The sequence below is a fragment of the Ulvibacterium sp. genome (genome assembly GCF_965248315.1).
GTDB lineage: Bacteria > Bacteroidota > Bacteroidia > Flavobacteriales > Flavobacteriaceae > Ulvibacterium.
The window spans coordinates 1,352,738-1,378,539 of the sequence record NZ_CBDFIX010000002.1; the positions used below are offsets into that span (position 1 = coordinate 1,352,738).

Sequence of the window (25,802 nt, forward strand, 5' to 3'; positions counted from 1 at the left end):
AGGTTTTATTTTAGTTGAAACTCGGGTTGTCTTGCCAAATATTGTAATAGTAGGTATACTTGAAACGGTGCTGTCATCCAAGTGGCCAGCGTCCAAGTTTCATCATTTCCACCTTCATAGTAGGTGAGGTCTACATCGCTTCTAAATACGGCGAATGCCTTATCGTACTCCCCTTCATCCAGTAGTCCTTTGGGTAGAACAAAATCAATGATAGGTCTGGCGATAATATCAGGATTATTGCTTGTTAATCCATCATTTCCGGTTAGGGAGAGGCCAAACGCCCTGAACTGTTCATTGTTGTTCTGGTAGAAAGTTTCGAGAATGGTCTCTATGGTGAGCCAACGTCCTATAATGAAATTGGTATTGATCCAGGTGCGATCTCGCTGCCAACCGGCCACATCAAAAGGATCGAACATTTCCTGTCCTAAAAGACGGCTGTAGTTATTGATCTCGCTCAAGGTGGTATCCGTGTAGGCAAAGCTGGTCTCCTTTAATGTATTCAAATACATGTCATAAGGACTCTTGATAATAACGCCGATAGCGTTGTCATCAAAAAAGTGTTGACTTCTGAACAATTGAGACAGAACCGGAGCTATTTCAAAATCGTTTGCAATGAACGTATTCGCCATTCCATCAATAATGGCCTGCGCATTTCCCATATCATCCTTGGAATCTGGATGTACAAAGAATTCGTAAAGTTTTCTACAGATGAACTCCGCTATTTCATTCGGACGTTGTTGAAAAAGAATATTGATTACGTCATCATATCCCCAATTCCCGGTCTGCCCTAAAATGGTTTTACTGCCCGCATCATGTCGTGTAGCATCATAGGCTACCGGAGAACAGCCAATTTCGCCTCTTTCCACATAACCGGATAGGGCCTTGGCCGTTTCAATGATGTCTTCTTCGGTATAACCGTTTCCTTCGCCCAAAGTGAAAAGCTCATACAGTTCACGGGCATAATTTTCGTTAGGATTGTTACCGTTATTATATACGCCATCCAAATAGTAGAGCATGGCATCGGTCAATCCTATTTCGCTTACGAAGGTCCGGAAGTTCCCTAGTGAATTTCGTTGGAGACAATTAATGTAGTGATAAAGGAAGGAATTACAGTCATATACATCGATTTCGGTAACAAAATGATTGCTCCAAAAGAAACTCATCCTATCCCTTAGATTATTGTCCAAAAGGGCATTGGTATAAGTCAAGCGCCATTCTTCCAACTGTGTTCGACGAACCTGTCTTGCTTGATCATCATCGGCGGGATAATTACTATTATTCCAATCCGCCCAGGCTGGGGCCGGTGTTGGGGGCATGGCTACTGCCTGATTTATCAGATTGTCAACCAGCGTTCCCGCATTTTGAGTGACCGCTTGGTCAATAATCTCTACCGAGGCGCTAAACCCCAGTCTTCTATACAAATGTGCCGCTTTTGTCCTGTCCAAAGGAGTTGTGTACGGCGCTAATGTAGAGGTATTACAATTAACGAAGTATTCCATAGATTTTAGGCTTTAAGAACGTTCATGTGCGTAGGGGCTAATTCTTAACGCTTAAACTTTTTGGATAGTATCTTAATCGTTTTATTTTCGTTGTACTGCGGGCCAATTTACGATGTTGCGGTTAATAATAACGACGAAGTGTTGTTTTTTTCGATGAAATGCACTGTTTTCGTACAATTTTAGGGAGATTTATATGGGGAAGCACAATGAATTTGGAAAGGAGGGGGAGCAGATGGCAGTGGATTTTTTGATGGCAAAAGGGTATGATATCAAGTATCGCAATTACAGATATTTAAAATCCGAAATTGATATTATTGCGCAAAAAGGAAATACCCTAGCTATAATAGAGGTTCGTGCTAGAAGCAATGACCAAATTGTTCCCATTGCGGAAACCATTACCAAGAAAAAAATCGGACTTTTGGTTATGGGTGCAGATTATTATGTAACTGAACAGGGTCTTGATGTAGAGGTTCGATTCGATGTGGTAACGATTCTAAAAAATAGCAGAATATTCAAGATTGAGCACATAAAGGATGCTTTTTATCACTTTTAAATACGTAATTACGCACAAAATTATCTACTGCACAATTTGTTTTATTTATAACAAATTGTTATTTTTGTACCTCAACTGAACCAAAGATGAAAACAATTTCTTCCGTTGTAGAGCAGTACATCAAAAAAAAGCCTTTTTTACAAAGCGCATTGGCGCAGGGTATCATTAATCTGACTTCGTTATCCCGTATTGTGAAGCCGGAGATCGAGGAGGAATTGGGGAAGGAAATTCGCAATGGAGCTATAGTTATGGCCTTAAAGCGTTTATCCGATGACCTGGAATTTAGAGCTACCCATAAAATAATCAAGGTTTTAAAGAATATAGGGGAGATTACGGTTCGTTCCTCACTGACCGATTATACATTCTTGGCCTCGGATACCGTCCTTGTGCAACAAGCCAAGCTTTTAGACGAAATCAATGCCAATCAGGATATTTTTTACACTTCCTCTCGCGGTGTAAACGAAATCAATATTGTGATTAGTAGCAGTATGGATGAAATCGTGGAGCGACTTTTCAAAGCGGAAAAGTGTACCCAAAAGGCGGAGAACCTTTCTTCCATTACAGTAAAACTTCCTGCTGAGAATGTCTCGGTTCCTGGAATCTACTATTTTATTTTTCAGCGTTTGGCATGGGAGGGTATTGTTCTCTATGAGGTAATTTCGACTACTAATGAGTTCACCATTCTTGTGGATGACGATCAAGTAGATGTAGCCTTTAGAACCATAAAGGACTTAAAGGCGCTTTAATTATCTTCTAGGAATTTGATTACTCCCGGGCTGTCATCCAGTTTGGCAATTATCCGTTTCTCCTTGTCCAGAATGAAATAGGTAGGGGTTTTGGCTATATCATACAATTTGGCGTATTCATTTTCCCATTTGCCCATGGCGAGGACGTGCTCAAAATTTTCAAATTTGGCCGATTCAATTTTCCAGCGAATGTCATCATCTTCCAACCCTATGGCAACCACTTTTAGATTTGTCCGCTGCTTTAGCCCTTCATATAATCTTGGCAGATCTCTGAGACAATGCCCACAGGTACTACTCCAAAAGATTAGCATATAATACTCGTAGCCTTTAAGACCGCTTAATTTTTTAAGTGTATTACCCTTTCCCCATTCTATTTCAAGAGCTATGGCCCCCAAGCGCAGACGATTATGGGTTTTGATCTCATTGATAATTTCCTGATTCCTGGTTACCGCCGCCAAAGGGGTAAGATAATCTTCATAAATGAAGTCCGACAAGGTAGTATAATCGTTTGTCGCGGCCAGTTTCCAAAGTTTATGAAAGACATGAAATTTGAAACCTGCCGAGGTACCTTCCATTTGCCTGCTGACTTCACTTACATTTTCCTGTATTGCCTTTTCCGTTTCCAATGGATCCATCTGTTGCAACGGGAGAGCGGTAAAAACATAGTTGGAAATTTTATCCATCAAGAACCCGGAAGCCTGTAGCATAGGATTTTTCAAATCAAGCGCGCTAAAATAATTTGCCTTTCTGTTTTTGACATAATCGAATAAGGATTCATTTTCTCGAGGGATGTAGGGTGAATTAGCTTTTATAAAATGTTGGATCAGCATACCATTGGATAGCTTTTCATAAGCCATCTGAGTTGCCTTTAATTCCTTTGTCACTTTCTTGAATTTGGCTTCGTCGGTTTTTCCTTCGGAATACCACCGGACAATTTCACCTGTTAGACCTTGTATTTCCCCAAAATATTTGTTGAAGATCTTATTTTCCTCGGAAACCAAAAAGTTGATTCCTTTGGAGGCGTTAAAATGCAATTGCACATCTTCCTTCCCGTTGTAGATGACATCAAAATAAAATTCATCCTGGGGAAGGGCGTACACCAGGCGGTAGATTCCGGGAGCACTGTTTTCGGGAAGTGTCAAGATGAATTTTCCGTCATTTACAGCGCCATCCGCTACATAGGATTGATTGCCAGGACTAAGATGATAGGCTATTAGCCAACTATAATTGTCCGCGGGTGAGAAGACACCGGATATGGTATGCTGAGCCATTACCGATAGGGTCAGGAACAAAAAGGAGAAAAGGATGATTTTTCGCATGCTTAAACCAAATCAAACATCTTACCAAAATAGTACGGAGTAAGAAATCGGATAAGGAACATTACATCTCCCAACCTTCCCTATGGGTTCTACCTACAAACTGATTTGCCTCTTCCAGGTTGGTAATCCGCATGTTTTCCCCATCCCATAACAATTTTTTACGGGCATAAAAATCCATTTTTCCATCACTGTTCTCCCTTCGTAGCATATAACTACGGATAGCTAAATTGCCCATTAACACAGTTTCGGTCATTGGTCCTGCATAATCGAAAGATGAGGTCAACCCTTTATGTTCCGGGCTATCGAAACCTGCTTTGCAGGCATCCACCCATAACCGCTGATGGCCATATTCTGGCTCTTCGCTACTTTCAACCTCGGGACCAAAGTCGGTCGTACCATCGTTAAGATATAGTTTAGGGGTAAGTGGGGAACTATCATTAATATTAGTAGAGATAATCCCTTTTTCCCCGATCATCAATACGCCATTTTGACTTCCCGGCCCTCCAATATCGTTATTGGCAGGAATGATGTCCGGGTGTGAAGGTCGAATGCCCCCATCACTCCAAGTCATTTCTATGGGAGATTTGCTCTTATCCGTAGCACCAAAATGTAAGGTAATAAAGGACGAAGGAGGGCAGCCTTCAGGATGATAATCGGCCGTCCACATCTGAGTGTATACGGAACCTACACTGCATTCTGCATCCGTTGGATATTTGAGTCCCAAGGTCCTAAAGGGAATATCGATCAAGTGACAACCTACATCTCCTAAGGCCCCAGTACCGTAGTCCCACCAGCCGCGCCAATTAAAAGGATGTAAATTGGGCGTAAAAGGTCTATTCGGGGCAGGCCCTAACCATAAATCCCAATACAGGTCTTCGGGTTTTTTGCTTTCATCGGGTTCTGGCATAGCATACCCTTGAGGCCATACCGGTCTATTGGTCCATACCTGAACTTTGGAAATGGGCCCAACGGCATCGGTGTCCACCCATTTTTGAACCATATCCAACAGTGGGTTGGAACCACCTTGGTTTCCCATTTGGCTTACAATTTTTTTATCCCTTGCCATTTGGGTAAGCTTCCGTGCCTCACTGATGTTATGGGTCAGCGGCTTTTGAACGTATACATGTTTTCCGCGTTCCATGGCAAAAGCTGCGGCCGGACCGTGCACATGATCGGGAGTTGAAATGGTAACGGCGTCGATGCCCTTTTCCTTATCCAACATTTCACGATAATCATTGTACAACTTGGCCTTGGGAAATGCTTCTACGGAGCTCTTGGCCGATCCGGAAAAATCCACATCACAGAGTGCAACTACTTTTTCCCTTCCTTTGACGGAAGCATTCATAATATCGCTACGGCCCTTTCCTCCGGCTCCAATTGCCGCTAAATTAAGGCGGTCACTAGGGGCTAAATAACCTGGGCCTCCAAGGACATGCCTGGGTACTATAAAAATAGAGGAAGCTATTGCGGTTTTTTTAATGAAGGATCTTCGGGAGGTACTTTTTTTGGACTGCATAAGAGCGATTTTAGTGGATTTTTTTTTGCGCCCCCTAATATAACATAAACCTTCTTAAGAAACTACTATTGATTTGTGATCAAGAGGTTGAAGTACCTCCAATGCCCTATCAACGGAACCAATTTGTTCAAATACAAGCAATAGCCGGAGTCCACTTCGGGTTTGCTTTTCCTTGAGCTTAACCTGCTGTGGGTGGTTTTGCACAAATTGAAGCACTTTGGTAAAGGCGTTGCTTTGGTAAAAGTCCGATTGTTGATCGGCTACAAAGTATCCAAGGAGCTTGCCCTTTTTCATGACCACTTTTTCCAATCCAATTTGGCTCGCAACCCATTTTACACGCACGGAGTTCAAAAGATCGGCCACGGTATCAGGTAGTTGGCCGAAGCGGTCTATTAGCTGGGTTTCGAATTTTTGTAGGCCTTCTTCATCTTTTACCTGATTGAGTTCTGTATACAGGTTTAGGCGCTCCGTTATATTGTTTACATAATCATCAGGGAAAAGCAATTGAAAATCAGTATCGATTTGGGGATCCTTTACGAATACCTTTTCATGATGGCCCTCAACTTCTTCATACAATTCCTTAAATTCATTTTCCTTGAGCTCCTCTATGGCCTCGGCCAATATTTTTTGGTAGGTCTCAAAACCTATTTCGTTTATAAAACCACTTTGTTCTCCGCCCAACAAATCCCCGGCACCCCTAATTTCCAAATCTTTCATTGCGATGTGGAACCCACTGCCCAGTTCTGTAAACTGCTCCAGTGCTTGTATGCGTTTGCGGGCATCGGGAGTCATTACGTGATAAGGCGGTGTGATGAAATAACAAAAAGCTTTTTTGTTGCTGCGCCCTACACGACCGCGCATCTGATGCAGATCGCTCAATCCAAAATTATTGGCGTTGTTGATAAAAATCGTGTTGGCGTTGGTTACATCCAATCCACTTTCTACAATGGTGGTAGAGACTAGAACATCAAACCCACCATTGATGAAAGAGAGCATTAAGGCCTCCAGTTTTTTGCCTTCCATCTGTCCATGACCAATACCCACTTTGGCGTCCGGCACCAGCCGTTGTACCATACCGGCCACTTCCTTGATGTTCTCTATTCGATTGTGAATAAAGAATACTTGCCCTCCCCGTTGTATCTCATAGGTTATAGCATCACGAATGGTTTCCTCGGAGAATCGGATAACCTGGCTCTCTATGGGGTATCTGTTGGGTGGGGGTGTATTGATGACCGAGAGGTCCCTTGCGGCCATTAAACTAAATTGCAACGTACGCGGAATAGGGGTAGCGGTGAGCGTTAGTACATCCACATTTTCTTTAATGGACTTTAACTTGTCCTTGACCGATACTCCAAATTTTTGCTCTTCATCCACGATTAACAATCCAAGATCTTTGAATTTTACATTCTTGTTAACGAGCTGATGTGTGCCGATAATAATGTCCACTTTTCCCGATTCCAGATTCTCCAAGGTTTCCCTACGTTCCTTTGCGGTCCTAAAACGGTTAAGATAATCCACCGTTACAGGCATCTCCTTTAACCGTTCGGTAAAAGTGCGATGGTGCTGAAAAGCCAAAATAGTAGTTGGTACCAGTACGGCTACCTGCTTGCCATTGTCCACTGCCTTGAACGCGGCACGGATAGCCACTTCGGTCTTGCCAAAGCCAACATCCCCACAGATAAGACGATCCATGGGACGTTCGCTCTCCATGTCTCTTTTTACATCTTCAGTAGCCGTGCTCTGGTCCGGGGTGTCCTCGTAAATGAAAGAAGCTTCCAGCTCAGTTTGGAGATAACTATCGGGGTCATATTGAAAACCCTTTTCCAATCGCCGTTTTGCGTAGACTTTGATCAGGTCAAAGGCAATTTTCTTGACCCGTGATTTCGTTTTCTGCTTGAGCTTCTTCCAGGCCGCCGATCCCAATTTATAGATTTTAGGTACAGCCCCGTCTTTACCATTGAATTTGGAAATCTTATGGAGCGAATGGATGCTGACGTATAGGATATCGCGATCGCCGTACATCAATTTTATGGCTTCCTGCTTTTTTCCTTCCACATCAATTTTTTGAAGCCCCCCGAACTTTCCGATACCATGGTCTATATGCGTGACATAATCCCCAATTTCGAGTTTGTTGAGTTCCTTAAGGGTAATGGCCTGCTTCTTGGCATAGCCATTTTTGAGGTGGAATTTGTGATATCGTTCAAAAATCTGGTGATCGGTATAGCAAACTATTTTTAGATCATCATCTATAAATCCTTGGTATAACGGGAATACAAGGGTCTGATAGTTCACCTGTTGGTCTACCTCCTCAAAAATATCGTGAAAGCGTTGAGCCTGTTGTTCGCTGGCACAGCATATATAATTGGTATAGCCATTTTTGTACTTTGCATTGAGATCATCAATAAGCAAATTGAATTTTTTATTGAAGGCAGGCTGCGGCCTTGTATTGAATTGAATGGCTTTCTGCAGAGTTCCGACCGTGCTCAATGTATCATCATCTGTCGGGCTGAGCGCAGTCGAAGCCCCCATTTGAATTAGACCGAAATCTTCTAACTGATTTTTGAATAATACTGAGTCTACAAAAAGCTCCTCAGGAGTGGCATGCTTGATTTCTTGGGGCAATTGGGCAAATGCTTCGTTGGCCTTTCCAAAGAAATCGTCCAACTTTTTAAACAGGAGGTCGTTATTTTGAATAAAAATAATGGTCTTTGGTGAGATGTATTTCAGAAAACTTTCTCGTTTTTCCTCTAAGAATTTGTTGGCTACATTAGGGATAATACTAATTTTCTTCACTGTATCCGTTGAGAGCTGGGTTTCAACATCAAAGGTGCGGATACTGTCTACCTCGTCCCCAAAAAACTCGATACGGTAGGGTTCGTCATGTGAAAAAGAAAACACATCTACAATACCTCCACGAACGGAAAACTCCCCGGGCTCCGTTACAAAATCAACGCGTTTAAATCGGTATTCAAAAAGTACTTCATTCAGGAAATCCAATGACAGGGTATCGTCGATTTTAATTTTGAGCGTATTCTTTTCAAGTTCCCTGCGAGTGACCACTTTTTCAAAAAGAGCATCAGGGTAGGTAACGACAACCGCCGGTTTTTTTCGAGAGTTTATACGGTTAAGTACCTCTGCCCGCAGCAACACATTGGCATTGTCCGTTTCTTCAATTTGGTAAGGTCTTCGATAGCTTCCCGGGTAGAAAAGTACATTCTTTTCGCCTATGAGCTGCTCCAAATCGTTGAGGTGGTAGGCCGCTTCTTCCATATCATCAAAAATCAGTAAAAATGGCCGCTCGGAATTTGAGAAAGCATCGAAAAGTACAAAAGAAAATGAAGACCCGGTAAGGCCTTTAAGAGCTAACTTATTTTGGGATACGGCAATAGCATCCCGCAGTTTCTGGGTTAGCAGAGACCGTGCATAGCTTTCGGAAATCGGGGTATTGAGCAACCGTAAAACTTTGTGCAAAGATAGATTTATGGGGTAAACAATCCAATTATAAAAATAATTTTGGCCAAGCCATTTCAGAGTTTGGGGAAATCAGTGGGGGATTCTAGGAAATAAAAACGAATTATAGCTTCATGATTTCATCTTCCACAATAGCAAATACCTCATCGGTCTTTTTAGGCTCCAATACAAAAGTTCCTGTGAACAGGCCAAAAGCTGGTAGGATTAGTTGTCGATCACTCTTAAAAAAGCAAGGTAATCTAAGGGATTGTCTCCCTTTTCCCCTTAACCTTACGGCAGGGTGTATATGACCTGAAAAATTGAAGAAGCCGTTTCGTTCTTCGGGATGATGGGTCAAAAGAAAATCATCCCATTGAACTTCAGAAACTACCTTAATGCCCAAGTCCTCATACTTTAAAGGGGAAATGATATCATGGTTCCCGGCGACAAGAATGACTTCCATAGACTTCTTGGCAATCCACCTTTCGAAAAAATTCCATTCCTTGTTCAAGGCCGAGTGGAACAAGTCTCCCAAAAAACAGATGACTTTGGGATTAAAATATTCCAAAGCTTCGTCCATTAACTCAAAGTTTTTTTGGACTACATTTTGGGGGACGGCCGCACCGAACTTTCGAAAATGGGACACCTTTCCTAAATGAACATCACTTATCAGCAAGACCGATCGGTCTTGCCAAAATAGGGTTCCCGAGGGATGCAGTATAAAATTTTGATTTTGTATTTGAATACGATGTCCGTTCATTAGGATTTCAAAGGTAAAAAAAGAGCCCCTTGTTTATATGCTTTGATATCGCTACTTTGTCAACGGATAACAAATTGACCCAACTATGTCCAAAATCGTTGTTGTAGGAAGTGCAAATACAGATATGGTCGTTAAGACCAAAAGATTCCCGGAACCGGGAGAGACCATACTGGGAGGTGACTTCTATATGTTTCCGGGAGGTAAGGGAGCCAACCAAGCCGTAGCAGCAGCACGGGCAGGAGGTGAGGTGACTTTTGTTTGTTGTTTGGGGGACGATCTATTTGGCCAAAATGCGCTTAAGGGATATGTAAAGGAAGGGATAGATGTAGGCAGTGTAAAAATTGTAGAAAATGAAGCCTCCGGAGTTGCCTTGATTACGGTTAATGGGGAAGGGGAAAATGAGATTGTAGTCGCCTCCGGGACCAATGCCCTGCTTTCCCCAGAGCACCTTGATACACAAATAGGAGCCATTTCCAACGCCCAAATTTTTCTCACCCAATTGGAAACACCCACTGAGACCGTTGCTTTTTTGGCAGCATACTGCAAGGCAAACAGTCAAAGGCTTATTATTAATCCAGCCCCGGCACAGGCATTGGAAGATACTATTTTAAATGGGCTCTTTTTGATTACCCCCAATGAAACGGAAACCAAGATTTTGACCGGAATTGAGGTAGCGGACGATGCTTCGCTTGAGAATGCGGGGAACGCTTTTTTGGAAAAAGGGGTTCAGAATGTCGTTGTTACCTTGGGAAGCAAGGGTTCTTTTTTTATGAATGCAACCGAAAGCTTTATTGTTCCTGCCCCCAAGGTAAAAGCGGTAGATACAACCGCGGCCGGAGATGTATTTAATGGAGTTTTGACCGTTTGTTTGGCTCAAGGTAAGGGATGGAAGGAGAGTATGGCCTTTGCCAGCAAGGCGGCAGCACTTGCCGTTACAAAAATGGGGGCACAGGACACTGCACCCACAATAGCAGAAATCAACCAATTTTAAGATTATGTTCGTTATAGAGACCTATCAAATAGCTGTACTATTTTGTATTATTACCATGTTTGCCTGGGGTTCGTGGGCCAACACCCAAAAATTAGCGGCAAATAATTGGCGCTTTGAACTCTACTATTGGGATTATGTTTTTGGTATTGTTTTGTTTTCCTTGCTTTTTGCCTTAACTGCAGGAAGTATGGGGGAGTTGGGTAGACCCTTTTTAGAGGATATTGCCCAAGGGAGCTCCGAAAATGTGTGGTCCGCTGTTTTGGGCGGCATTCTTTTTAATCTGGCTAATATCCTTTTGGTAGCGGCCATAGCGTTGGCGGGTATGTCCGTCGCCTTTCCCGTGGGTATCGGTTTGGCCTTGGTCATTGGTGTTATCGTGAATTATCTAGATCAGCCCATTGGAAACTCTACTTTTCTTTTTGGCGGCGTCGCCTTGATCGTGGTGGCCATTTTATTAAATGCCAATGCCTATAGGAAGTTGTCCGCGCAACAGGAAAAAGTACCCACAAAGGGTTTGGTTTTGGCTGTTGTGGCAGGATTGTTAATGGGATTGTTCTATAAATATGTGGCCAATTCAATGTTTCCCGATTTTACACAACCCATAGCCGGAAAACTGAGTCCGTATACTGCGGTTTTTCTTTTTGCCTTGGGAATACTGGCGAGTAACTTTTTGTTTAACACCATACTAATGCGCAAACCTGTAGAGGGTGCTGCAGTAAGTTTTAAGGATTATTTTGCAGGTAGCGGAAGAAGTCATCTCATGGGTATCCTAGGTGGAGTAATCTGGTGTATTGGAATGTCATTTAGTATTTTGGCATCGGATAAGGCCGGGCCCGCCATTTCATATGGATTAGGTCAGGGAGCCACAGTAGTCGCGGCTTTGTGGGGTATTTTTGTTTGGAAGGAATTCAAAGGGGCTCCCAAAGGCGTTACCGGAATGCTGAATGCCATGTTGCTACTTTACATTGTAGGATTGGGACTAATAATAGCGGCTCGTTGAGCTGTAATTACAGATTACTTTTTCGTCAAAATTGCAGCCATTCTTTTGATGCGGTCCGCAAGTTTTTCACTGGATAATCTCTCGCGGCTTAATCTATCGGTAATTATGGGAAAGGAGAATGGGGTAGGTTGCTCACAATGCTTCCAGACAATTTCCTGGGAGGCCATCCTCTCGAGTGCCATTCGCAAACGGCCTTCCTCCAATTGATGTTCAAAAGTTTCCCGAAACGCCTGTTGGTACAAAAGATTATTGGGTTCGTAATCCCGGAAAACATCAAATAACAATTGGGAGTTGCTCTGTAAATGTTTCAATTTAATCTGTTTGTAAGGATATCCGGTGAATACCATTCCGCTGATGACCGCAATGTCCCGGAATTTTCTACGTGCCATTTCGGTAGAATTCAGACTTTTTTGCAAATCTTCCAGTAGGTATTCTGCCGTGAACAAATCATTGTCGATGACCTGTTGCATATCTATTTGCTTGTCCGATAATAGTTCAAACCCATAATCATTGAAGGCCAAGGAAAATGTAATGGGTGAAAGCAGACTTATTCTGTAGCCAAAAAGGCTTCCCATGGCCTCATGGACAAAACGACCTTCAAAAGGATAAAAAATGTGATGATATCCTTCCCGGGTCTTAAAGGTTTCTATCAAGAACTCATAAGGTCTGGGAACAATGCTTTCCCTGCCTTGACGTTCAAAAATATGAGCGAGTGATTGAATTTCTTCCGACTGTTCCTTCGGAGGGCTGTAGGCAGAATATAATTCGTTACGCAATAATTCTGACATGCGTGCTGAAAGCGTCAATCGCCCACCCATCCAACTGGGTACTTTATTGGTTCTTTTCTTTGAATTACGCACATGGACCTGCATTCCTTTTATTCGGATGAACTCCAGATTACGCCCCGCAAAGGTGAACACATCGCCTTGCGTTAATTTGGAAACAAAATACTCCTCAATAGAACCAATATATCCCCCCCTTTGGTAGCGTACGGTGAGGTTGGCATCACCTACAATGGTGCCAATTTGGAAACGATGGCGCATGGCAATACCCTTATTGTTTACCTTAAATTTGCCGTCTTCCGCTACTTCCACCTTTTTATATTCATCGTAGGTTTGGAGACTTTGGCTGCCCATAACCAAAAAATTCAACAGCCAATGCCATTGCTCCAAGGTAATGGCTTGATAGCAAAAGGTCTGTTTGATTTCCGAAAGGATTTCATCTGGATAAAACCCGTTGGATACCGCGAGTGTGGTCAAATATTGTAACAAGACATCGTAGCTGTTCAGATAAGGGATACGGTCTTCTACGGCATTCTGCTTTACCGCCTCTTGCAATGCCGAGGCTTCAATAAGTTCAATGGCATGGGTAGGAAGAAAATGTATAACACTTTCCTTTCCTGGCCTGTGGCCACTGCGTCCAGCACGTTGCAAAAAACGGGCTACACCTTTGGGGCCTCCTATTTGAACTACGGTCTCCACAGGGGCAAAGTCCACCCCCAAGTCCAAACTTGACGTACACACCACGGCTTTAAGGCTTTCATTGCGAATGGCCTGTTCCACCCAGGTACGGGTCTCCTTGTTGATACTCCCATGGTGCATGGCAATTTCTCCCGCATATTCCGGATGCTTCTCCAAGATTTTTTGGAACCAGATTTCACATTGGCTTCGGGTATTGGTAAAGAGTAGGGTAGTCCTACTATTGTTAATTATTGGCACTACATCTTCTAAAAGTCGGATACCCAGATGGCCGCGCCATGGGAAGGTTTCCATCTTCTTTGGAATAATGCTCCTCACCACAATCTTCTTTTTGATATTGGCCCTGATCATTACCGAATTCTTTAGTGCTTCCGTTTCAGGGCCCAAAAGGACCTCTCGGGCCTGTTCCAAATTGCCTATGGTCGCCGATATCCCCCAAATCCGAAGATTTTTGGAGACTGTTTTTAGGCGCGAAAGGGCTAATTCCATCTGTACACCGCGCTTGGTCCCTAAAAGCTCGTGCCACTCATCAACCACTATGGCCGAACAATTCTTGAAAGTTTTGTCATATCCTTTGGAGGCAAGCAAAAGCTGAAGGCTTTCAGGAGTAGTAATCAATAGGTCGGGCATATTTCGTTTTTGCTGGGCCCTTTCATTTGTTGAGGTGTCCCCAGTACGGATACCCACGGTCATTTGGGTTTGCAGATCTTTGGTGACCCGCTCCGCGGATTGCCTAATTTCTTGGGACAAGGCTCTGAGAGGGGTTATCCAAATGGCCTTTAGCCCTTTTTTGTGTTTTGTGCGGTATTCCGGATTTTGTTTGATGTAGTTAAGCACTATGGGAAACCATAGGGCATAGGTTTTACCACTTCCAGTAGGAGCGTTCAACAGTCCATGTTTGCCTTTTAAAAATGCGCTCCATGTCTTTTTTTGAAATGGAAAGGGTTTCCAATTTTGTGATTGAAACCAGTTTTCCGCGATTTTATAAAGTTCCTCTTCAGTCATGTTGCTCAGCCAAATTTCCTCTACACCAGAGAAAACGTATTTATTAATTCCTTCCCTTAAATAAGGGAAGGTGGATTCCAAACTTGTTTCGAAGACGGAAGGGATTACTTTTCCTACCCTTTCCAAGAAAGCCTTGGTTTATCCACCTTAAAGAAAGCATCATCGTATCATTTTTTTTAAATCATCCAATGTATTCGCTTCCTCGATTTTTTTATCCTGTCGCCATCTTAGAATTCTAGGAAACCTTGTGGCCACACCACTTTTATGTCGTTTGGAAAGGGCTATACCTTCAAAGGCAATTTCAAAAACATGGTGGGGCGTTACGGAACGTACCGGCCCAAAACGTTCCAGAGTATTCTTCTTGATCCAATTGTCCACTTGCCGAAACTCCGCATCGGTCAACCCGGAATAGGCCTTGGCGAAAGTGACCAACTCTTTTTCACCATCCTCACGCTCCGACCAAAGGGCGAAGGTATAATCCGTAAAAAGGTTGCTTCGCCTACCATGCCCCCGCATGGCATAGGTGAGGACCGCATCAATAGTCAAAGGGTCTACCTTCCATTTCCACCAATCGCCTTTTTTTCGCCCTACCAGATAGGGAGAATCTTTACGTTTTAGCATTAAACCTTCGCTTTGTACTTCCCTGGAACGATTACGTTCCTGGGCCACCTCCCGCCAAGAGTTGAATTGTAATGTTTTGGAAAGATGCAAGGATTCCGTGACACCTAGAGAATTAACTTTTTCAAACAATCCGTCCAATAATTTCCTTCGCTCGGTGAAAGGCTTGTTTCGAATGTCCTTGCCTTGCCATTCCAATAGATCATAAGCCTTTAAGATTACGGGGACTTTTTCCAGTAAATTCTTGGAAACTGTTTTTCGACCTATTCGGGTCTGCAGGTCGTTAAACGTACCGATTTGACCATTGGGATATGGGAGTATTTCACCGTCTAGCACCGTGCCATTGGGAACAGTATTAATAAAAGTATGGAACTCTGGGTATTTGTCAGTGACCAGTTCCTCCCCACGGCTCCAAACGAAGACTTCCTGATTCCGCAGAATGACTTGGGCCCGTATCCCGTCCCATTTATGCTCAACGGACCAGTCTACTACATTTCCTAATTCCTCAACTTCGTTTTCAACGGCATAGGCCAAATAAAAGGGATAGGGTTTGGAAAGATAGTCGCTTTCATTTTCCTCCAAAATCAATTCCTGAAATGAAATGGAATTCGGGTCCCAGTTGCCCATTAATTTATAAGCGAGAATATCCTCATCGATTTTGGTAGCCTTGGATAGGGCACGCGTCATCAGTTTTTGGCTCACCCCGATCCGAAAACCGCCTGTTATCAATTTGGTAAAGACGAAGCGTTCATAATAATCAAGCACTTTCCAATTTTCATGTAAGTATTGTTTCTTGGCTCCGTCATCCTTCTTTTTAAGGGCGATCATTTCCTCCAAGAATTGGGTTAGACTTTTATCCGTAGAAGTTTTGGAAGAGGGCATGACCAGAGCAATGGTCTCTGCCAAATCCCCGACGATATGATAGCTTTCCTCAAACAACCACAATGGAATATTGGCTAGCTCGGATGCCCATTCCCTTAGTAAAGTGGTATTTACGGGACGCGGTGGACGCCGATGGGAAAGAATGGCGATAGTCCATACCTTATCCCTAGTACTTGCAGTGTTAAAATAATCCGTCAAGGCATTTACCTTTATGTTGGTCTTATTGGTACTGTCCAGAGCTTTTATAAGTTTTGCAAAGTTTTTCATGCCTCGGATTCTTCTTTTGGGGCAGGATTCAATTCTCCCAATTCTCCCTCGTATTGGGTTTCCTCCGTCCGTGCATCATATCCCTGCTCCCTTAGATATCTTGAAAATATTTCGGTATAGCCATGGGTACATATGATCTTTTCAGCTCCAGTGGCGTTGATGCTATCCAAAAGCCCTTGCCAATCACAATGATCACTGAGCACAAAGCCCTTATCAATAGCCCTCCTTCTTCGTGCCCCGCGAAATGTCATCCAGCCACTTGCCGATGCCGTAACATAGGGAACCATTTTTCGCATCCAGGAACTCCCATGGGCGCTGGGAGGGGCAATAACCATATGCCCTAGCAGCTCTTCTTTTTTGGTGTCCGCGGTAATCAATGAGGTCTTTGGAAAATCCACCAATTGGCGCACCACCTCGGTCATGTTTTCGACCGCTCCATGCGTGTATATTTTTCCAAGGGATAAGTCTAAATGTTTCAGTAAACGTTGTGCTTTCCCCAAAGTATATCCAAAGAGGACGGATGTTTTGCCTTCTGATTTGTTTTCGGCCCACCAACCATTGATTTCTTGAAAAACCTCTTCTTGCGGCATCCACTTAAAAGGGGGCAAACCAAAGGTGCATTCGGTAATGAAGGTATTGCATTTTATGGGTTCATACGGGGTACAGACTCCATCATCCTCATTTTTATAGTCTCCGGAAAACACCCATACTTCACCTTTATGCTCAACCCGAATCTGGGAAGAACCAATGATATGGCCGGCAGGGTGCAAACTAAACTTAACATTGTTCACGATAAAGGATTCACCCCATTCCTTCCCCAGTATGTTTATTTTCCCCAATCGATGGGTAACAATAGGAACATTACGATGATGTGTAATATAGCTTTGATGGCCCCAGCGACTATGATCCGCGTGACCATGGGAAATTATGGCCTTCTGCACGGGCCGCCAAGGATCCAAATATACATCTGCCCTGCTGCAATAGATACCATGGTCCGTAAATTCCAAGAGGGGCGTTTTCATAGTGGCAGGAAGTTACGAATTTGGTCAAAAACAAAGTTGGGGATATTATAAAATATGACCTTTAAAAAAATTATATTTGCACCCATTAAAATATAAAGAATGTCCGTAAAAGATTTGTACGATGCCCATTCGGCGAACAACAATTTGGCCCATTTTGCGAGTATAGCCTCATTGGCTGCCGTGGATGGTTATATAGATGATGAAGAAATGAAGCTCTTGGAGCGATTTGCCCATAAGTTGAATGTTTCCGATGCCCAGTTCAAAGAGGTTATGAAAAAGTCCAACAAGTATCCCATAACTCATCAGGTGAGCTTTGAGAAGAGATTGGAGCGTTTTTTTGATTTGGTGAAAATTGTTTTTGCAGATGGCATTTTAGATGAAGAAGAAGAATTTCTTTTGGGCAAATATGCGATAGGATTGGGCTTTTCATCCTCACAGTCCGATGAGATCATCTCAAAATCCAAAGCCTTGTTTATGGGGAAAATAGATTTTGAGGATTATCTCTATTTCATGAACAAGTAGTTTCCTAAAGTACTGATGGGCGACTATTGGTATTTTTGTAAAAACTCCTGTAGTTTTTCCACCATTTTCCGACTTCCACAAAAGAAAGGTATCCTTTGATGCAGTTCTTCAGGTTTTACATCCAATATTCTGGAACGTCCTCCTATGGCCAGGCCATTGGCCTGCTCAGCAAGAAAGGCCATGGGATTACATTCATATAAAAGCCTTAATTTTCCATTTTCCGTGATACTGCTTTTAGGATACATATAGATACCTCCTTTGATCATATTACGATGAAAATCGGATACGAGTGATCCTATATATCTGGAGGTATAAGGCCTATCCCCTTCTTCCTTTTGACAATATTTTATATAATCCTTTACCCCTTGATGAAAATGGATATAATTCCCCTCATTAACGGAATAAATTTTACCCGATTCAGGAAATTGCATGTCCGGATGGGACAAATAGAAGGTACCGATTGCGGGATTCAGGGTAAACCCGTTTACTCCATGGCCGGTGGTATAGACCAACATAGTAGATGTGCCGTAAATAATGTAGCCCGCGGCGACCTGATTTTTACCGGGCTGTAGAAAATCTTCCAAAGTTACCGGGGTGCCCACAGGGGTAATACGCCTGTATATGGAAAAGATGGTACCTACGGAAACATTGACATCAATATTTGTAGATCCGTCCAAAGGATCGATCAGTACAACATATTTATTCTGGTGCTTCTCATCATTACTGTTAATGCTAATAAAATCGTCCTCTTCTTCAGAGGCAATCCCACATACAATTTCACGATTCTTTAGAGTCTGAATGAATTTTTCATTGGCAAGGACATCCAATTTTTGTTGGTTTTCACCTTGGATGTTCATTTCTCCTGCAGTCCCTAGAATATCGACCAACCCTGCTTTGTTCACCTCATGGTTTACTACTTTTGCGGCTAGACGTATGGCGTTTATCAGTTTGGATAATTCACCTGAGGAATACTGAAAAGCAGCTTGATTCTCTATGATGAATTCGCCTAAAGTCTTGTTTTTTTTGTTCAGCATGGGAAGTGTTATTTTCTCCTGCAAAGTTCGTTTATTTTGTTAAACTACAACGTTTTCGTACTTTTTTAGTTTTTTAAATTTATAACTTTGTGTTTTATTTGTAACAAATTATGGAATATATAGTTCGAGAGGCAGCGGAAAAAGATATGGTCCAAGTATGGGGCCTTATTAAGGAATTGGCCATTTTTGAAAATGAAGGAAATGCTGTTGAGGTTACAGCTGAAGATCTGGTGAAACATGGATTTGGGGATATAAAGCATTTTCATTGTTTTGTGGCCGAAACCAAAGAAGGAATCATGGGAATTGCCCTGATATTTCATAGATACTCCACATGGAAGGGTCCTATTATCCACTTGGAAGACCTGATTGTTTCGGAAAAAGCAAGAGGTTGTGGATTAGGTTCGGCACTTTTACACAAAGTAGTGGAATATGGTCATAAATTGGGCGTAAAGCGTATTAACTGGGAAGTGCTGGATTGGAATGAACCTGCCATTGCCTTCTATGAAAATAAAGGTGCCAAAGTACTGCGGGATTGGGACGTGGTCCAATTGGACGAGAAAGGGATATATAATTTTTTGGAAAGAAGCAGAGCCTAGTATTTTAAAGAAAAACTTTTAGCAAATAATTCGAGTCGTATAGAAGGTTTCCCTTGAATCAGGGGATGGAATAAATACAGTGATTACATGAGAATTTTCAAATTTGGAGGAGCATCGGTCAAGAATGCCGAAGGAGTCAAAAATCTGGTCAATGTACTTAAGGAAGTTGGCTATGATAATACATTGCTCGTCATTTCGGCAATGGGCAAGACTACCAATTCAATGGAGGAGGTTGTAGGTTCATATTTTAATGAAAAAGAAAGACTTCCCTTTAAAGTACAGGAAGTTGTTGATTTTCATAACAAGATTTTATCCAATCTTTTCCCTAACGATCAACATCCTGTTTTTAAAAAGGTAAAATCCTTGTTCGATGAAATCCAAGGTTTTTTGATATGGAACAAATCGCCCAATTATAACTTTGTTTATGACCAATTGGTCGGGTATGGTGAGTTGATCTGTACTACAATAGTAAGTGCCTATTTGGATGAAGTTGGAATGGAGAATACATGGTTGGATGTACGCAACTTCATAAAGACCGATAATAGCTATCGGGACACGAATGTGAATTGGGAGCGAACCCAGGAAAAAATATCCAAGGGCATTGATAGGAAAGTACTTAATGTAACCCAAGGGTTTTTGGGGAGTGATGACAACAATTTCACCACCACGTTGGGAAGGGAGGGGTCCGACTATACAGCGGCTATTTTGGCCTATTGCCTCAATGCAGATTCCGTTACTATTTGGAAGGATGTACCGGGTGTGCTTAATGCGGACCCCAGACATTTTAAAGAAACACAATTATTGAACAAAATATCGTACACGGAAGCCATAGAGTTGGCTTTTTACGGAGCGTCCGTTATACATCCCAAAACGCTTCAACCCTTGCAACGGAAAGAGATTCCGCTCCATGTGAAATCGTTCATCAATCCTGGGGATTCCGGTACTACGGTTGGAAGAGGTATTGGGATAGAACCATTGGTCCCCTGCTTTATTGTTAAAAAGAATCAAGTACTGGTAAAGCTTTCCTCTTTGGACTTCTCCTTTATTGTGGAGCATAGTATTAGTGAATTGTTCAAACTACTTCATGAACACAAGATGAAAGTGGACCTCATTCAAAATTCGGCCATTAGTTTTTCCGTCTGTGTGGACAACAAATTCGGAGGCCTAAACGGACTTTTGGAACTTCTTAAAAGTAGATTCAAGGTGGTTTGCCACGAGGACGTTTCTCTATACACCATACGGCATTTCAATGAAAAAGCGGTAGAATCATTTTTAAACGGGCATGATGTGCTATTGGAGCAACGAGGTAAGGAAACTTTGCAATTGGTAGTAAAATAGGAGTGCATATTCCATTGCCTAAATGTTAAAATAAATCGCTCAACTAGTGATTTCCCTATATTTACGGTTACCTAATTTTTTTATGATATGGGTTTAGTGACCGCGAAAGAGGTGGCCAAGGCAGTCAATTTGGATAAGTATGGGTTCTTGGGCACTTTTATGGGATGGGTTTTAATGAAGGTCACCAGAATATCCAGTATTAATAGGACCTATGATGCCTACAAGCATCTTTCGGGGCCTGAATTTTTGGACGCCCTCCTCGCCCATTATCAAATAGATTTTGAAATTCCGGAAGACGACTTTAAGCGCTTACCCAAAGATGGGGCCTATATAACCATTAGCAACCATCCCTTAGGAGGGTTTGACGGTATTCTTTTGTTGAAATTGATGTTGCAGCAAAGAACCGATTTTAAGATTATCGCCAATTTTCTGTTGCACCGTATTAAACCTTTGGAGCCCTACATCATGCCGGTTAACCCTTTTGAAAACCATAAGGATGCCAAAAATAGTATTCTTGGATTCAAGAATGCCTTAAAGCATTTGGATGATGGGCATCCCATGGGGATTTTCCCGGCTGGGGAAGTATCTACATATAGGGATGGAAAACTGATTGTGGACAAGCCTTGGGAAGAGGCGGCGATCAAGTTGATCAGAAAGGCAAAAGTTCCGGTCGTTCCCATATATTTTCATGCCAAGAACAGCAGATTGTTCTATAGGTTGTCCAAGATCAATGATGCTTTCCGAACGGCCAAATTGCCTTCGGAATTGACCACTCAAGGCAATCGCCCTATAAAGGTACGGATAGGGCAACCGATATCGGTGGATACCCAAGAGGATCAGGAAACTTTGGATGAATTCACTGAACTTCTAAGGAAAAAGACCTATATCCTTTCCCATGCCTATGAGAAGGAACGTCTGATTGATCAAATACCTACAACCTTAAAAATACCCAAACCCCCCAAACGTATTGCTACGGCTGTTAGGACCGAAGTAATATTAGGTGAAATAGAAAGGTTAAGGGAAAAGGACGGTAGGATGCTGCAAAGCAAGAATTATGAGGTTTTTTTGGCAAAAGCTCAGGATATGCCTTTTATCCTTCAGGAAATTGGAAGGCAACGAGAGGTTACGTTCCGTGCTATAGGTGAGGGAACCAATAACTCTATAGATTTGGATGAGTTTGACGCCTATTACCACCACTTATTTTTATGGGACTGTAAAGAAAAAACCATAGTGGGGGCCTACCGTATGGGCATGGGTTCCGAGATTTTTTCTAAATATGGTATTGATGGTTTTTATCTGCAAGATCTTTTTAGGTTTGAACCGGAGCTTTTTGCCATGATGCAGCAATCCATAGAGATGGGAAGGGCCTATATTGTAAAGGCCTATCAACAAAAACCAATGCCTTTGTTTCTTCTGTGGAAAGGCATTGTACATACCACCTTGAGACATCCGGAGCATAAATATTTGATTGGCGGGGTAAGTATAAGCAACCAGTTTTCCAACTTTTCCAAATCTCTGATGATCGAGTTTATGAAAAGTAATTATTGGGATCCTTACGTGGCACAGTACGTTCGTCCCAAAAAAGAGTTCAAGGTAAAATTAAAGGATGCGGATAAGGAATTTGTTTTTGATGAAACGGAGGCCGATCTCAATAAGTTTGATCGTTTGATCAATGAGGTAGAGCCCGGGGATTTACGATTGCCGGTACTCATCAAGAAATATATCAAACAAAATGCCAAGGTAGTTGCGTTCAATGTGGATCCATTGTTCAATAATTCGGTGGACGGCCTAATGTATATTAAAATTGCAGACCTGCCTGAAAGTACAGTGAAACCGGTAATGGAAGAGTTTCAAGCAGAACTGGAACGAAAACTTACAGAGGCGAATTCTACAGAGGTTCCCTAATTTAATCTACCCCAACGGTCTTGCTCCTTCGTTCAAACAAAAGATTATCTTTCCAATGCCCATTTAACTTCCCGACCCGTTCCCGTTTACCGATATATCGAAATCCCATTTTTTCATGAAGCTTAACGCTGCCTTGGTTTTCTGGAAAAATCCCGGATTGCAAAGTCCAAAGGCCCATCTCTTCGCTTTGTTGTATTAAAGTTTGCATCAATAGTGCTCCTAAACCTGAACCTCTGAAGTCCTTACCAATATAAACACTAATTTCAGCTACACCGCCATAAACACACCTGCTGGATACAGGTGAAAGAGCGGCCCATCCCAAAATATCCTCTTTTTCCCAGACGACCCATCTGCATTTTTCCAGATGGGCTTTGTCCCAGTCCGAATAGGAGGGGATAGTGGTTTCAAATGTAGCATAGCCCGTGGCGATGCCATCGGCGTAGATTTCCGAAACCTTGGGCCAATCGGCCTCTGTCATTTTCCTAATCTCCATGTTTACGGACTAACAACATCCGCTTTCAGGGGCGCAACAAATCTCTTCTTTAGTGTTTGCTTCAGCTGGTACCCCACAGGTCTCCTGAGCCTTGCAACTAGTCTTTTCGACCACTAGCCTAAGCAAAAGGTGTTCGTCAGCAACGTCCACATCATCAACAAAAAGCTGGGCCGTATGGAAATCTGGATTGCTATATTCAAATTTTATTTCCGCGTCGGGTTGCATCCGTTTCATACCACTTACCCTTTTAAAAATATCAGTTGCTTTCTGAGCTGTCATATAGTGCAAGCGGTCTTTTTCTTTTGGGCTTTCCCAAAGTTGGACCACGGTTTCCCGCCAAAAATCGGTCCCCGCTCCACAGTCAACAGAATCTATAATTATATTCTTTACTTCCGTTATGTGATAGTTTGGTGCAATGGTTTTTCCTTCTGCGTATTCAAACAGTAGACTTTGGGTTGGATGTGCCTCTAAAAGCTCTAGAAATTCTTGTGTCTTCATAGATCTAATCTTAGTTTAACAACAGTTTTGATTTATAGTATTAAAAAATGCGTGGAAAAGCTGCTGCAACTCCGCCCATTTTTCCTTGTGGATACAGTAGCATAGATTTTTCCCTTCAAATGTTCCTTTTAACAAGCCAATTTTCTTTATCTCGTTCAGGTGTTGTGAAATGGTAGGCTGGGAAAGTCCAATGACATCTACCAAATCGTTACAGATACACCCTTCTTGTTTGCTTATGTATTGTAGAATGGCTACCCGTGCCGGATGGGCCAAAACCTTGGCCAAGGAGGCAAGTTCATTTTGAGTAAGATCGAATATCTCGGTTTTAGTAGCTCCCATATGATTTAAAAAGTAATATTGCAATATTACGATGATATGTTGAAATAAAAAAGCCAAATCAAAAAAATTTGGCCTTTCGGTTTTTTAGAACCACGGTTTTTTCCCAACCTGATAGGTGTTATAGAACTCCTCATCGGATTTGGTCAAATAGATAATACCTTCTATGAGACCTACTATGGCGGTGGCCATTACAACGAAACTCCCTATGACAAAACACATGGTGGCATAGCCTATTATTGTGGCAACCAATAGAATAATACCTTCTTTTTGATAGCCTAGAATAAATTTATGGACTCCTAAAGATCCAAATATAATAGCCAAAACCCCGGCGAGTATTTTTTTATTGTCCCCACTGACGTTGTTCATAGCTTCTTTGGCTCCATCGGCAAATTCATTGGCCGTCTTTTTGGCTTCATCGGCAAAATCACCAGCTGCTTCCTTGGTATCCTCTGCAAATTCCTTGGCCTTTTCTTTGGCGTCGTCGAAAGCATCTTCGGCCTTGTCGCCCAAATCCTTATTCTCTTCTGACATTTCTATTGTTTTTGGTGGTTAATATAACCTTAAATGTAACGATTATTTAGAAATCAGAGAAATGCTTTATCTACCGGCTCCCAAAGTTCAATTTTGTTTCCCTCGGGATCTAGTATCCACCCGAATTTTCCATAATCGTATTCTTCTATTTTACCAACAATTTGAACGCCTTCAGTTTTCAATTCTTCTAAAAGTTCTTTCAGATTTTCGACCCTAAAGTTCATCATAAAAGATTTCTTGCTTGGGGCAAAATAGGTCGTGTCTTCCTTAAAGGGACTCCATTGTGTAGAACAATCATTTCCTTCCTTGTCTTTCCACCAAAACGTACAACCGTATTGATCGGTAGCTAATCCCAAATGGGTTTTGTACCATTCCTTCGTTGTCTCAGGATTCTTGGATTTAAAAAAGAACCCTCCAATACCGGTAACTCTATTTTTCATTTTTTCCTCTGTTTTTTATTGCATTTTCATAAAAGTCGATCCATTGGTCAACCGTAATTTTTTGACATAGCTCCCCAATGAGATCATAGGGTATGGCATCTATTTTCTTGAATCGGATACAACTTTTGCCCATATCCAGTTTTGTGCTCGCTGTTTTAGAATATTCTTCCTTGAACCAATCCAAGAGTTCTTGTTTGGAATATATGCCCATATGGTACATGGCTATATAATGCTTTTGCGAAGCTAAATTCATAAAAGGCAACGGCATCTTGGAATCACAATGATAGCCGCTGGGATAAATGGAATGGGGGACTACATATCCCAACATGCCATAGTTCATTTGTTCCTCAAAACCTTTGGGAAGGTTTTTAAGAATAATTTTTCGCAATTTGGAGATGGCTGCTTGTCTTTCAATCGGAAGTTGTGCTATATAGCCTTCCGGGGAGTTGGCCTCGTATTGCATTGGTGTTAACTTTTTCGTTGAAGAATTAGGGAAGAAATCAATGAAATGATAAAACCGATGACAAATACAGTAAGGAACATAATCAAAAAATTCATCATCGGATTGGCAAAGAGTTGTTTTTCCGCCTCCATCCTGGCTTGTTCTAGCTTGAATTCTTCGGCCGGAAGGGTTTCCTTCATTTCATTTAGGACTACTTCATAATACTCCGTTAGGAAATCGGGATTTATAAATTTTACATAGATAATATCCAAAACACCAAAGGCAAAGGCCGTAATCAGACTGATCAGAGTACCAATGATAAGCCCTTTTTTAAAGCTGACCCTACCTTGGTTCTCCTGGTCCCTAAAATGTTTAATGCCAAAGTAAACAAAGGAAAGGGAAATGATCATGGAGGCATATCCCAAGATTTCCTGGGTAGACATATCAGCTCCTTTTAGCGCAAACCAACTAAAAAGGAACAGGGCACATATGGTAATACTTCCATAGAACCCATAGCGTAAAACTGATTTTTTCATTTTCAGTGAGTTTAAAGTTTTG

Annotated in this window: 24 protein-coding genes; 8 read left to right on the plus strand and 16 right to left on the minus strand. The window is 42.2% G+C overall.

The window, feature by feature from the left end; all coding sequences use genetic code 11:
• Nucleotides 1-5: 5 nt before the first annotated feature.
• Nucleotides 6-1,499 carry a DUF1800 domain-containing protein gene (locus ACP2AF_RS07280; RefSeq protein WP_425235576.1) on the minus strand — a complete coding sequence of 498 codons (1,494 nt, stop codon included), beginning with the start codon at nt 1,497-1,499 and terminating at the stop codon, nt 6-8.
• A gap of 193 nt (nt 1,500-1,692) precedes the next feature.
• Here ACP2AF_RS07280 and ACP2AF_RS07285 point away from each other — a divergent pair, with 193 nt between their 5' ends.
• Nucleotides 1,693-2,052, plus strand: coding sequence for a YraN family protein (locus ACP2AF_RS07285; RefSeq protein ID WP_425235577.1), 360 nt, complete (start codon nt 1,693-1,695; stop codon nt 2,050-2,052).
• Between the two features lie 86 nt (nt 2,053-2,138).
• Nucleotides 2,139-2,798, plus strand: a complete 660-nt coding sequence (locus ACP2AF_RS07290) for an aspartate kinase (protein ID WP_120709542.1) — start codon at nt 2,139-2,141, stop codon at nt 2,796-2,798.
• Here ACP2AF_RS07290 and ACP2AF_RS07295 read toward each other — a convergent pair.
• The 4 genes from ACP2AF_RS07295 to pdeM form a co-directional block, all read right to left on the minus strand.
• On the minus strand, nt 2,795-4,117 hold the full coding sequence (locus tag ACP2AF_RS07295; RefSeq protein ID WP_425235578.1) for a peroxiredoxin family protein: 1,323 nt from the start codon (nt 4,115-4,117) through the stop codon (nt 2,795-2,797). The genes ACP2AF_RS07290 and ACP2AF_RS07295 overlap by 4 nt on opposite strands.
• A gap of 61 nt (nt 4,118-4,178) precedes the next feature.
• A complete protein-coding gene (locus ACP2AF_RS07300; RefSeq protein ID WP_425235579.1) occupies nt 4,179-5,633 on the minus strand; it encodes a Gfo/Idh/MocA family protein in 1,455 nt (484 codons plus the stop codon).
• 54 nt (nt 5,634-5,687) lie between these two features.
• A complete protein-coding gene (mfd, locus tag ACP2AF_RS07305; RefSeq protein WP_425238013.1) occupies nt 5,688-9,086 on the minus strand; it encodes a transcription-repair coupling factor in 3,399 nt (1,132 codons plus the stop codon).
• Between the two features lie 121 nt (nt 9,087-9,207).
• A complete protein-coding gene (pdeM, locus tag ACP2AF_RS07310; protein ID WP_425235580.1) occupies nt 9,208-9,843 on the minus strand; it encodes a ligase-associated DNA damage response endonuclease PdeM in 636 nt (211 codons plus the stop codon).
• A gap of 85 nt (nt 9,844-9,928) precedes the next feature.
• Here pdeM and rbsK point away from each other — a divergent pair, with 85 nt between their 5' ends.
• Together rbsK and ACP2AF_RS07320 are read left to right on the plus strand one after the other, a co-directional pair.
• Nucleotides 9,929-10,834 (plus strand): ribokinase, encoded by a 906-nt coding sequence (gene rbsK, locus ACP2AF_RS07315; RefSeq protein ID WP_425235581.1) that lies wholly within the window; start codon nt 9,929-9,931, stop codon nt 10,832-10,834.
• A 4-nt stretch (nt 10,835-10,838) separates the two neighbouring features.
• A complete protein-coding gene (locus ACP2AF_RS07320) occupies nt 10,839-11,834 on the plus strand; it encodes a GRP family sugar transporter (protein WP_425235582.1) in 996 nt (331 codons plus the stop codon).
• 14 nt (nt 11,835-11,848) lie between these two features.
• Here ACP2AF_RS07320 and ACP2AF_RS07325 read toward each other — a convergent pair whose 3' ends face one another.
• From ACP2AF_RS07325 to ACP2AF_RS07335, 3 genes are all read right to left on the minus strand, one after another.
• Nucleotides 11,849-14,317, minus strand: coding sequence for a ligase-associated DNA damage response DEXH box helicase (locus ACP2AF_RS07325; RefSeq protein WP_425238014.1), 2,469 nt, complete (start codon nt 14,315-14,317; stop codon nt 11,849-11,851).
• Between the two features lie 159 nt (nt 14,318-14,476).
• Nucleotides 14,477-16,084, minus strand: a complete 1,608-nt coding sequence (locus tag ACP2AF_RS07330; RefSeq protein WP_425235583.1) for an ATP-dependent DNA ligase — start codon at nt 16,082-16,084, stop codon at nt 14,477-14,479.
• The gene (locus ACP2AF_RS07335; RefSeq protein WP_425235584.1) at nt 16,081-17,106 is read right to left on the minus strand and encodes a ligase-associated DNA damage response exonuclease; all 1,026 of its coding nucleotides are present in this window, start codon (nt 17,104-17,106) and stop codon (nt 16,081-16,083) included. The genes ACP2AF_RS07330 and ACP2AF_RS07335 overlap by 4 nt, the downstream gene beginning before the upstream one ends.
• A gap of 99 nt (nt 17,107-17,205) precedes the next feature.
• Here ACP2AF_RS07335 and ACP2AF_RS07340 point away from each other — a divergent pair, with 99 nt between their 5' ends.
• Entirely contained in the window at nt 17,206-17,628 is a 423-nt protein-coding gene (locus tag ACP2AF_RS07340) for a TerB family tellurite resistance protein (RefSeq protein WP_425235585.1), read from the plus strand.
• Nucleotides 17,629-17,651: 23 nt separating this feature from the next.
• Here ACP2AF_RS07340 and fbp read toward each other — a convergent pair whose 3' ends face one another.
• Entirely contained in the window at nt 17,652-18,659 is a 1,008-nt protein-coding gene (gene fbp, locus ACP2AF_RS07345; RefSeq protein ID WP_425238015.1) for a class 1 fructose-bisphosphatase, read from the minus strand.
• A gap of 113 nt (nt 18,660-18,772) precedes the next feature.
• Here fbp and ACP2AF_RS07350 point away from each other — a divergent pair, with 113 nt between their 5' ends.
• The 3 genes from ACP2AF_RS07350 (at nt 18,773) to ACP2AF_RS07360 (ending at nt 22,501) form a co-directional block, all read left to right on the plus strand.
• Complete coding sequence (locus ACP2AF_RS07350; RefSeq protein ID WP_425235586.1) at nt 18,773-19,258, plus strand: N-acetyltransferase family protein; 486 nt, start codon at nt 18,773-18,775, stop codon at nt 19,256-19,258.
• Between the two features lie 87 nt (nt 19,259-19,345).
• Nucleotides 19,346-20,596, plus strand: coding sequence for an aspartate kinase (locus tag ACP2AF_RS07355; RefSeq protein WP_425235587.1), 1,251 nt, complete (start codon nt 19,346-19,348; stop codon nt 20,594-20,596).
• An 87-nt stretch (nt 20,597-20,683) separates the two neighbouring features.
• Nucleotides 20,684-22,501, plus strand: a complete 1,818-nt coding sequence (locus tag ACP2AF_RS07360; protein WP_425235588.1) for a GNAT family N-acyltransferase — start codon at nt 20,684-20,686, stop codon at nt 22,499-22,501.
• Nucleotide 22,502: 1 nt separating this feature from the next.
• Here ACP2AF_RS07360 and ACP2AF_RS07365 read toward each other — a convergent pair whose 3' ends face one another.
• The 7 genes from ACP2AF_RS07365 to ACP2AF_RS07395 all read right to left on the minus strand — a co-directional run bounded on the left by ACP2AF_RS07365 (nt 22,503) and on the right by ACP2AF_RS07395 (nt 25,780).
• A complete protein-coding gene (locus ACP2AF_RS07365) occupies nt 22,503-22,994 on the minus strand; it encodes an N-acetyltransferase family protein (RefSeq protein WP_425235589.1) in 492 nt (163 codons plus the stop codon).
• 9 nt (nt 22,995-23,003) lie between these two features.
• Complete coding sequence (locus ACP2AF_RS07370; protein WP_425235590.1) at nt 23,004-23,492, minus strand: DUF6428 family protein; 489 nt, start codon at nt 23,490-23,492, stop codon at nt 23,004-23,006.
• 15 nt (nt 23,493-23,507) lie between these two features.
• Complete coding sequence (locus ACP2AF_RS07375; protein ID WP_425235591.1) at nt 23,508-23,831, minus strand: ArsR/SmtB family transcription factor; 324 nt, start codon at nt 23,829-23,831, stop codon at nt 23,508-23,510.
• 84 nt (nt 23,832-23,915) lie between these two features.
• Nucleotides 23,916-24,362: an NINE protein gene (locus ACP2AF_RS07380; protein ID WP_425235592.1), complete on the minus strand. Its 447-nt coding sequence runs from the start codon at nt 24,360-24,362 to the stop codon at nt 23,916-23,918.
• A 53-nt stretch (nt 24,363-24,415) separates the two neighbouring features.
• Entirely contained in the window at nt 24,416-24,802 is a 387-nt protein-coding gene (locus tag ACP2AF_RS07385; protein WP_425235593.1) for a VOC family protein, read from the minus strand.
• A complete protein-coding gene (locus tag ACP2AF_RS07390) occupies nt 24,792-25,265 on the minus strand; it encodes a DUF1801 domain-containing protein (RefSeq protein WP_425235594.1) in 474 nt (157 codons plus the stop codon). Before ACP2AF_RS07390 ends, ACP2AF_RS07385 begins: the two co-directional genes overlap by 11 nt.
• 5 nt (nt 25,266-25,270) lie before the next feature.
• Nucleotides 25,271-25,780, minus strand: a complete 510-nt coding sequence (locus ACP2AF_RS07395) for a DUF4199 domain-containing protein (protein ID WP_425235595.1) — start codon at nt 25,778-25,780, stop codon at nt 25,271-25,273.
• Nucleotides 25,781-25,802 lie beyond the last annotated feature (22 nt).

Coding starts and splice junctions, on each gene's coding strand:
- ACP2AF_RS07280 (WP_425235576.1), bottom strand. CDS start 1,499: ATGGAATACTTCGTTAATTGTAATACCTCTACATTAGCGCCGTACACA.
- ACP2AF_RS07285 (WP_425235577.1), top strand. CDS start 1,693: ATGGGGAAGCACAATGAATTTGGAAAGGAGGGGGAGCAGATGGCAGTG.
- ACP2AF_RS07290 (WP_120709542.1), top strand. CDS start 2,139: ATGAAAACAATTTCTTCCGTTGTAGAGCAGTACATCAAAAAAAAGCCT.
- ACP2AF_RS07295 (WP_425235578.1), bottom strand. CDS start 4,117: ATGCGAAAAATCATCCTTTTCTCCTTTTTGTTCCTGACCCTATCGGTA.
- ACP2AF_RS07300 (WP_425235579.1), bottom strand. CDS start 5,633: ATGCAGTCCAAAAAAAGTACCTCCCGAAGATCCTTCATTAAAAAAACC.
- pdeM (WP_425235580.1), bottom strand. CDS start 9,843: ATGAACGGACATCGTATTCAAATACAAAATCAAAATTTTATACTGCAT.
- rbsK (WP_425235581.1), top strand. CDS start 9,929: ATGTCCAAAATCGTTGTTGTAGGAAGTGCAAATACAGATATGGTCGTT.
- ACP2AF_RS07320 (WP_425235582.1), top strand. CDS start 10,839: ATGTTCGTTATAGAGACCTATCAAATAGCTGTACTATTTTGTATTATT.
- ACP2AF_RS07325 (WP_425238014.1), bottom strand. CDS start 14,317: ATGACTGAAGAGGAACTTTATAAAATCGCGGAAAACTGGTTTCAATCA.
- ACP2AF_RS07330 (WP_425235583.1), bottom strand. CDS start 16,084: ATGAAAAACTTTGCAAAACTTATAAAAGCTCTGGACAGTACCAATAAG.
- ACP2AF_RS07335 (WP_425235584.1), bottom strand. CDS start 17,106: ATGAAAACGCCCCTCTTGGAATTTACGGACCATGGTATCTATTGCAGC.
- ACP2AF_RS07340 (WP_425235585.1), top strand. CDS start 17,206: ATGTCCGTAAAAGATTTGTACGATGCCCATTCGGCGAACAACAATTTG.
- ACP2AF_RS07350 (WP_425235586.1), top strand. CDS start 18,773: ATGGAATATATAGTTCGAGAGGCAGCGGAAAAAGATATGGTCCAAGTA.
- ACP2AF_RS07355 (WP_425235587.1), top strand. CDS start 19,346: ATGAGAATTTTCAAATTTGGAGGAGCATCGGTCAAGAATGCCGAAGGA.
- ACP2AF_RS07360 (WP_425235588.1), top strand. CDS start 20,684: ATGGGTTTAGTGACCGCGAAAGAGGTGGCCAAGGCAGTCAATTTGGAT.
- ACP2AF_RS07365 (WP_425235589.1), bottom strand. CDS start 22,994: ATGGAGATTAGGAAAATGACAGAGGCCGATTGGCCCAAGGTTTCGGAA.
- ACP2AF_RS07370 (WP_425235590.1), bottom strand. CDS start 23,492: ATGAAGACACAAGAATTTCTAGAGCTTTTAGAGGCACATCCAACCCAA.
- ACP2AF_RS07375 (WP_425235591.1), bottom strand. CDS start 23,831: ATGGGAGCTACTAAAACCGAGATATTCGATCTTACTCAAAATGAACTT.
- ACP2AF_RS07380 (WP_425235592.1), bottom strand. CDS start 24,362: ATGTCAGAAGAGAATAAGGATTTGGGCGACAAGGCCGAAGATGCTTTC.
- ACP2AF_RS07385 (WP_425235593.1), bottom strand. CDS start 24,802: ATGAAAAATAGAGTTACCGGTATTGGAGGGTTCTTTTTTAAATCCAAG.
- ACP2AF_RS07390 (WP_425235594.1), bottom strand. CDS start 25,265: ATGCAATACGAGGCCAACTCCCCGGAAGGCTATATAGCACAACTTCCG.
- ACP2AF_RS07395 (WP_425235595.1), bottom strand. CDS start 25,780: ATGAAAAAATCAGTTTTACGCTATGGGTTCTATGGAAGTATTACCATA.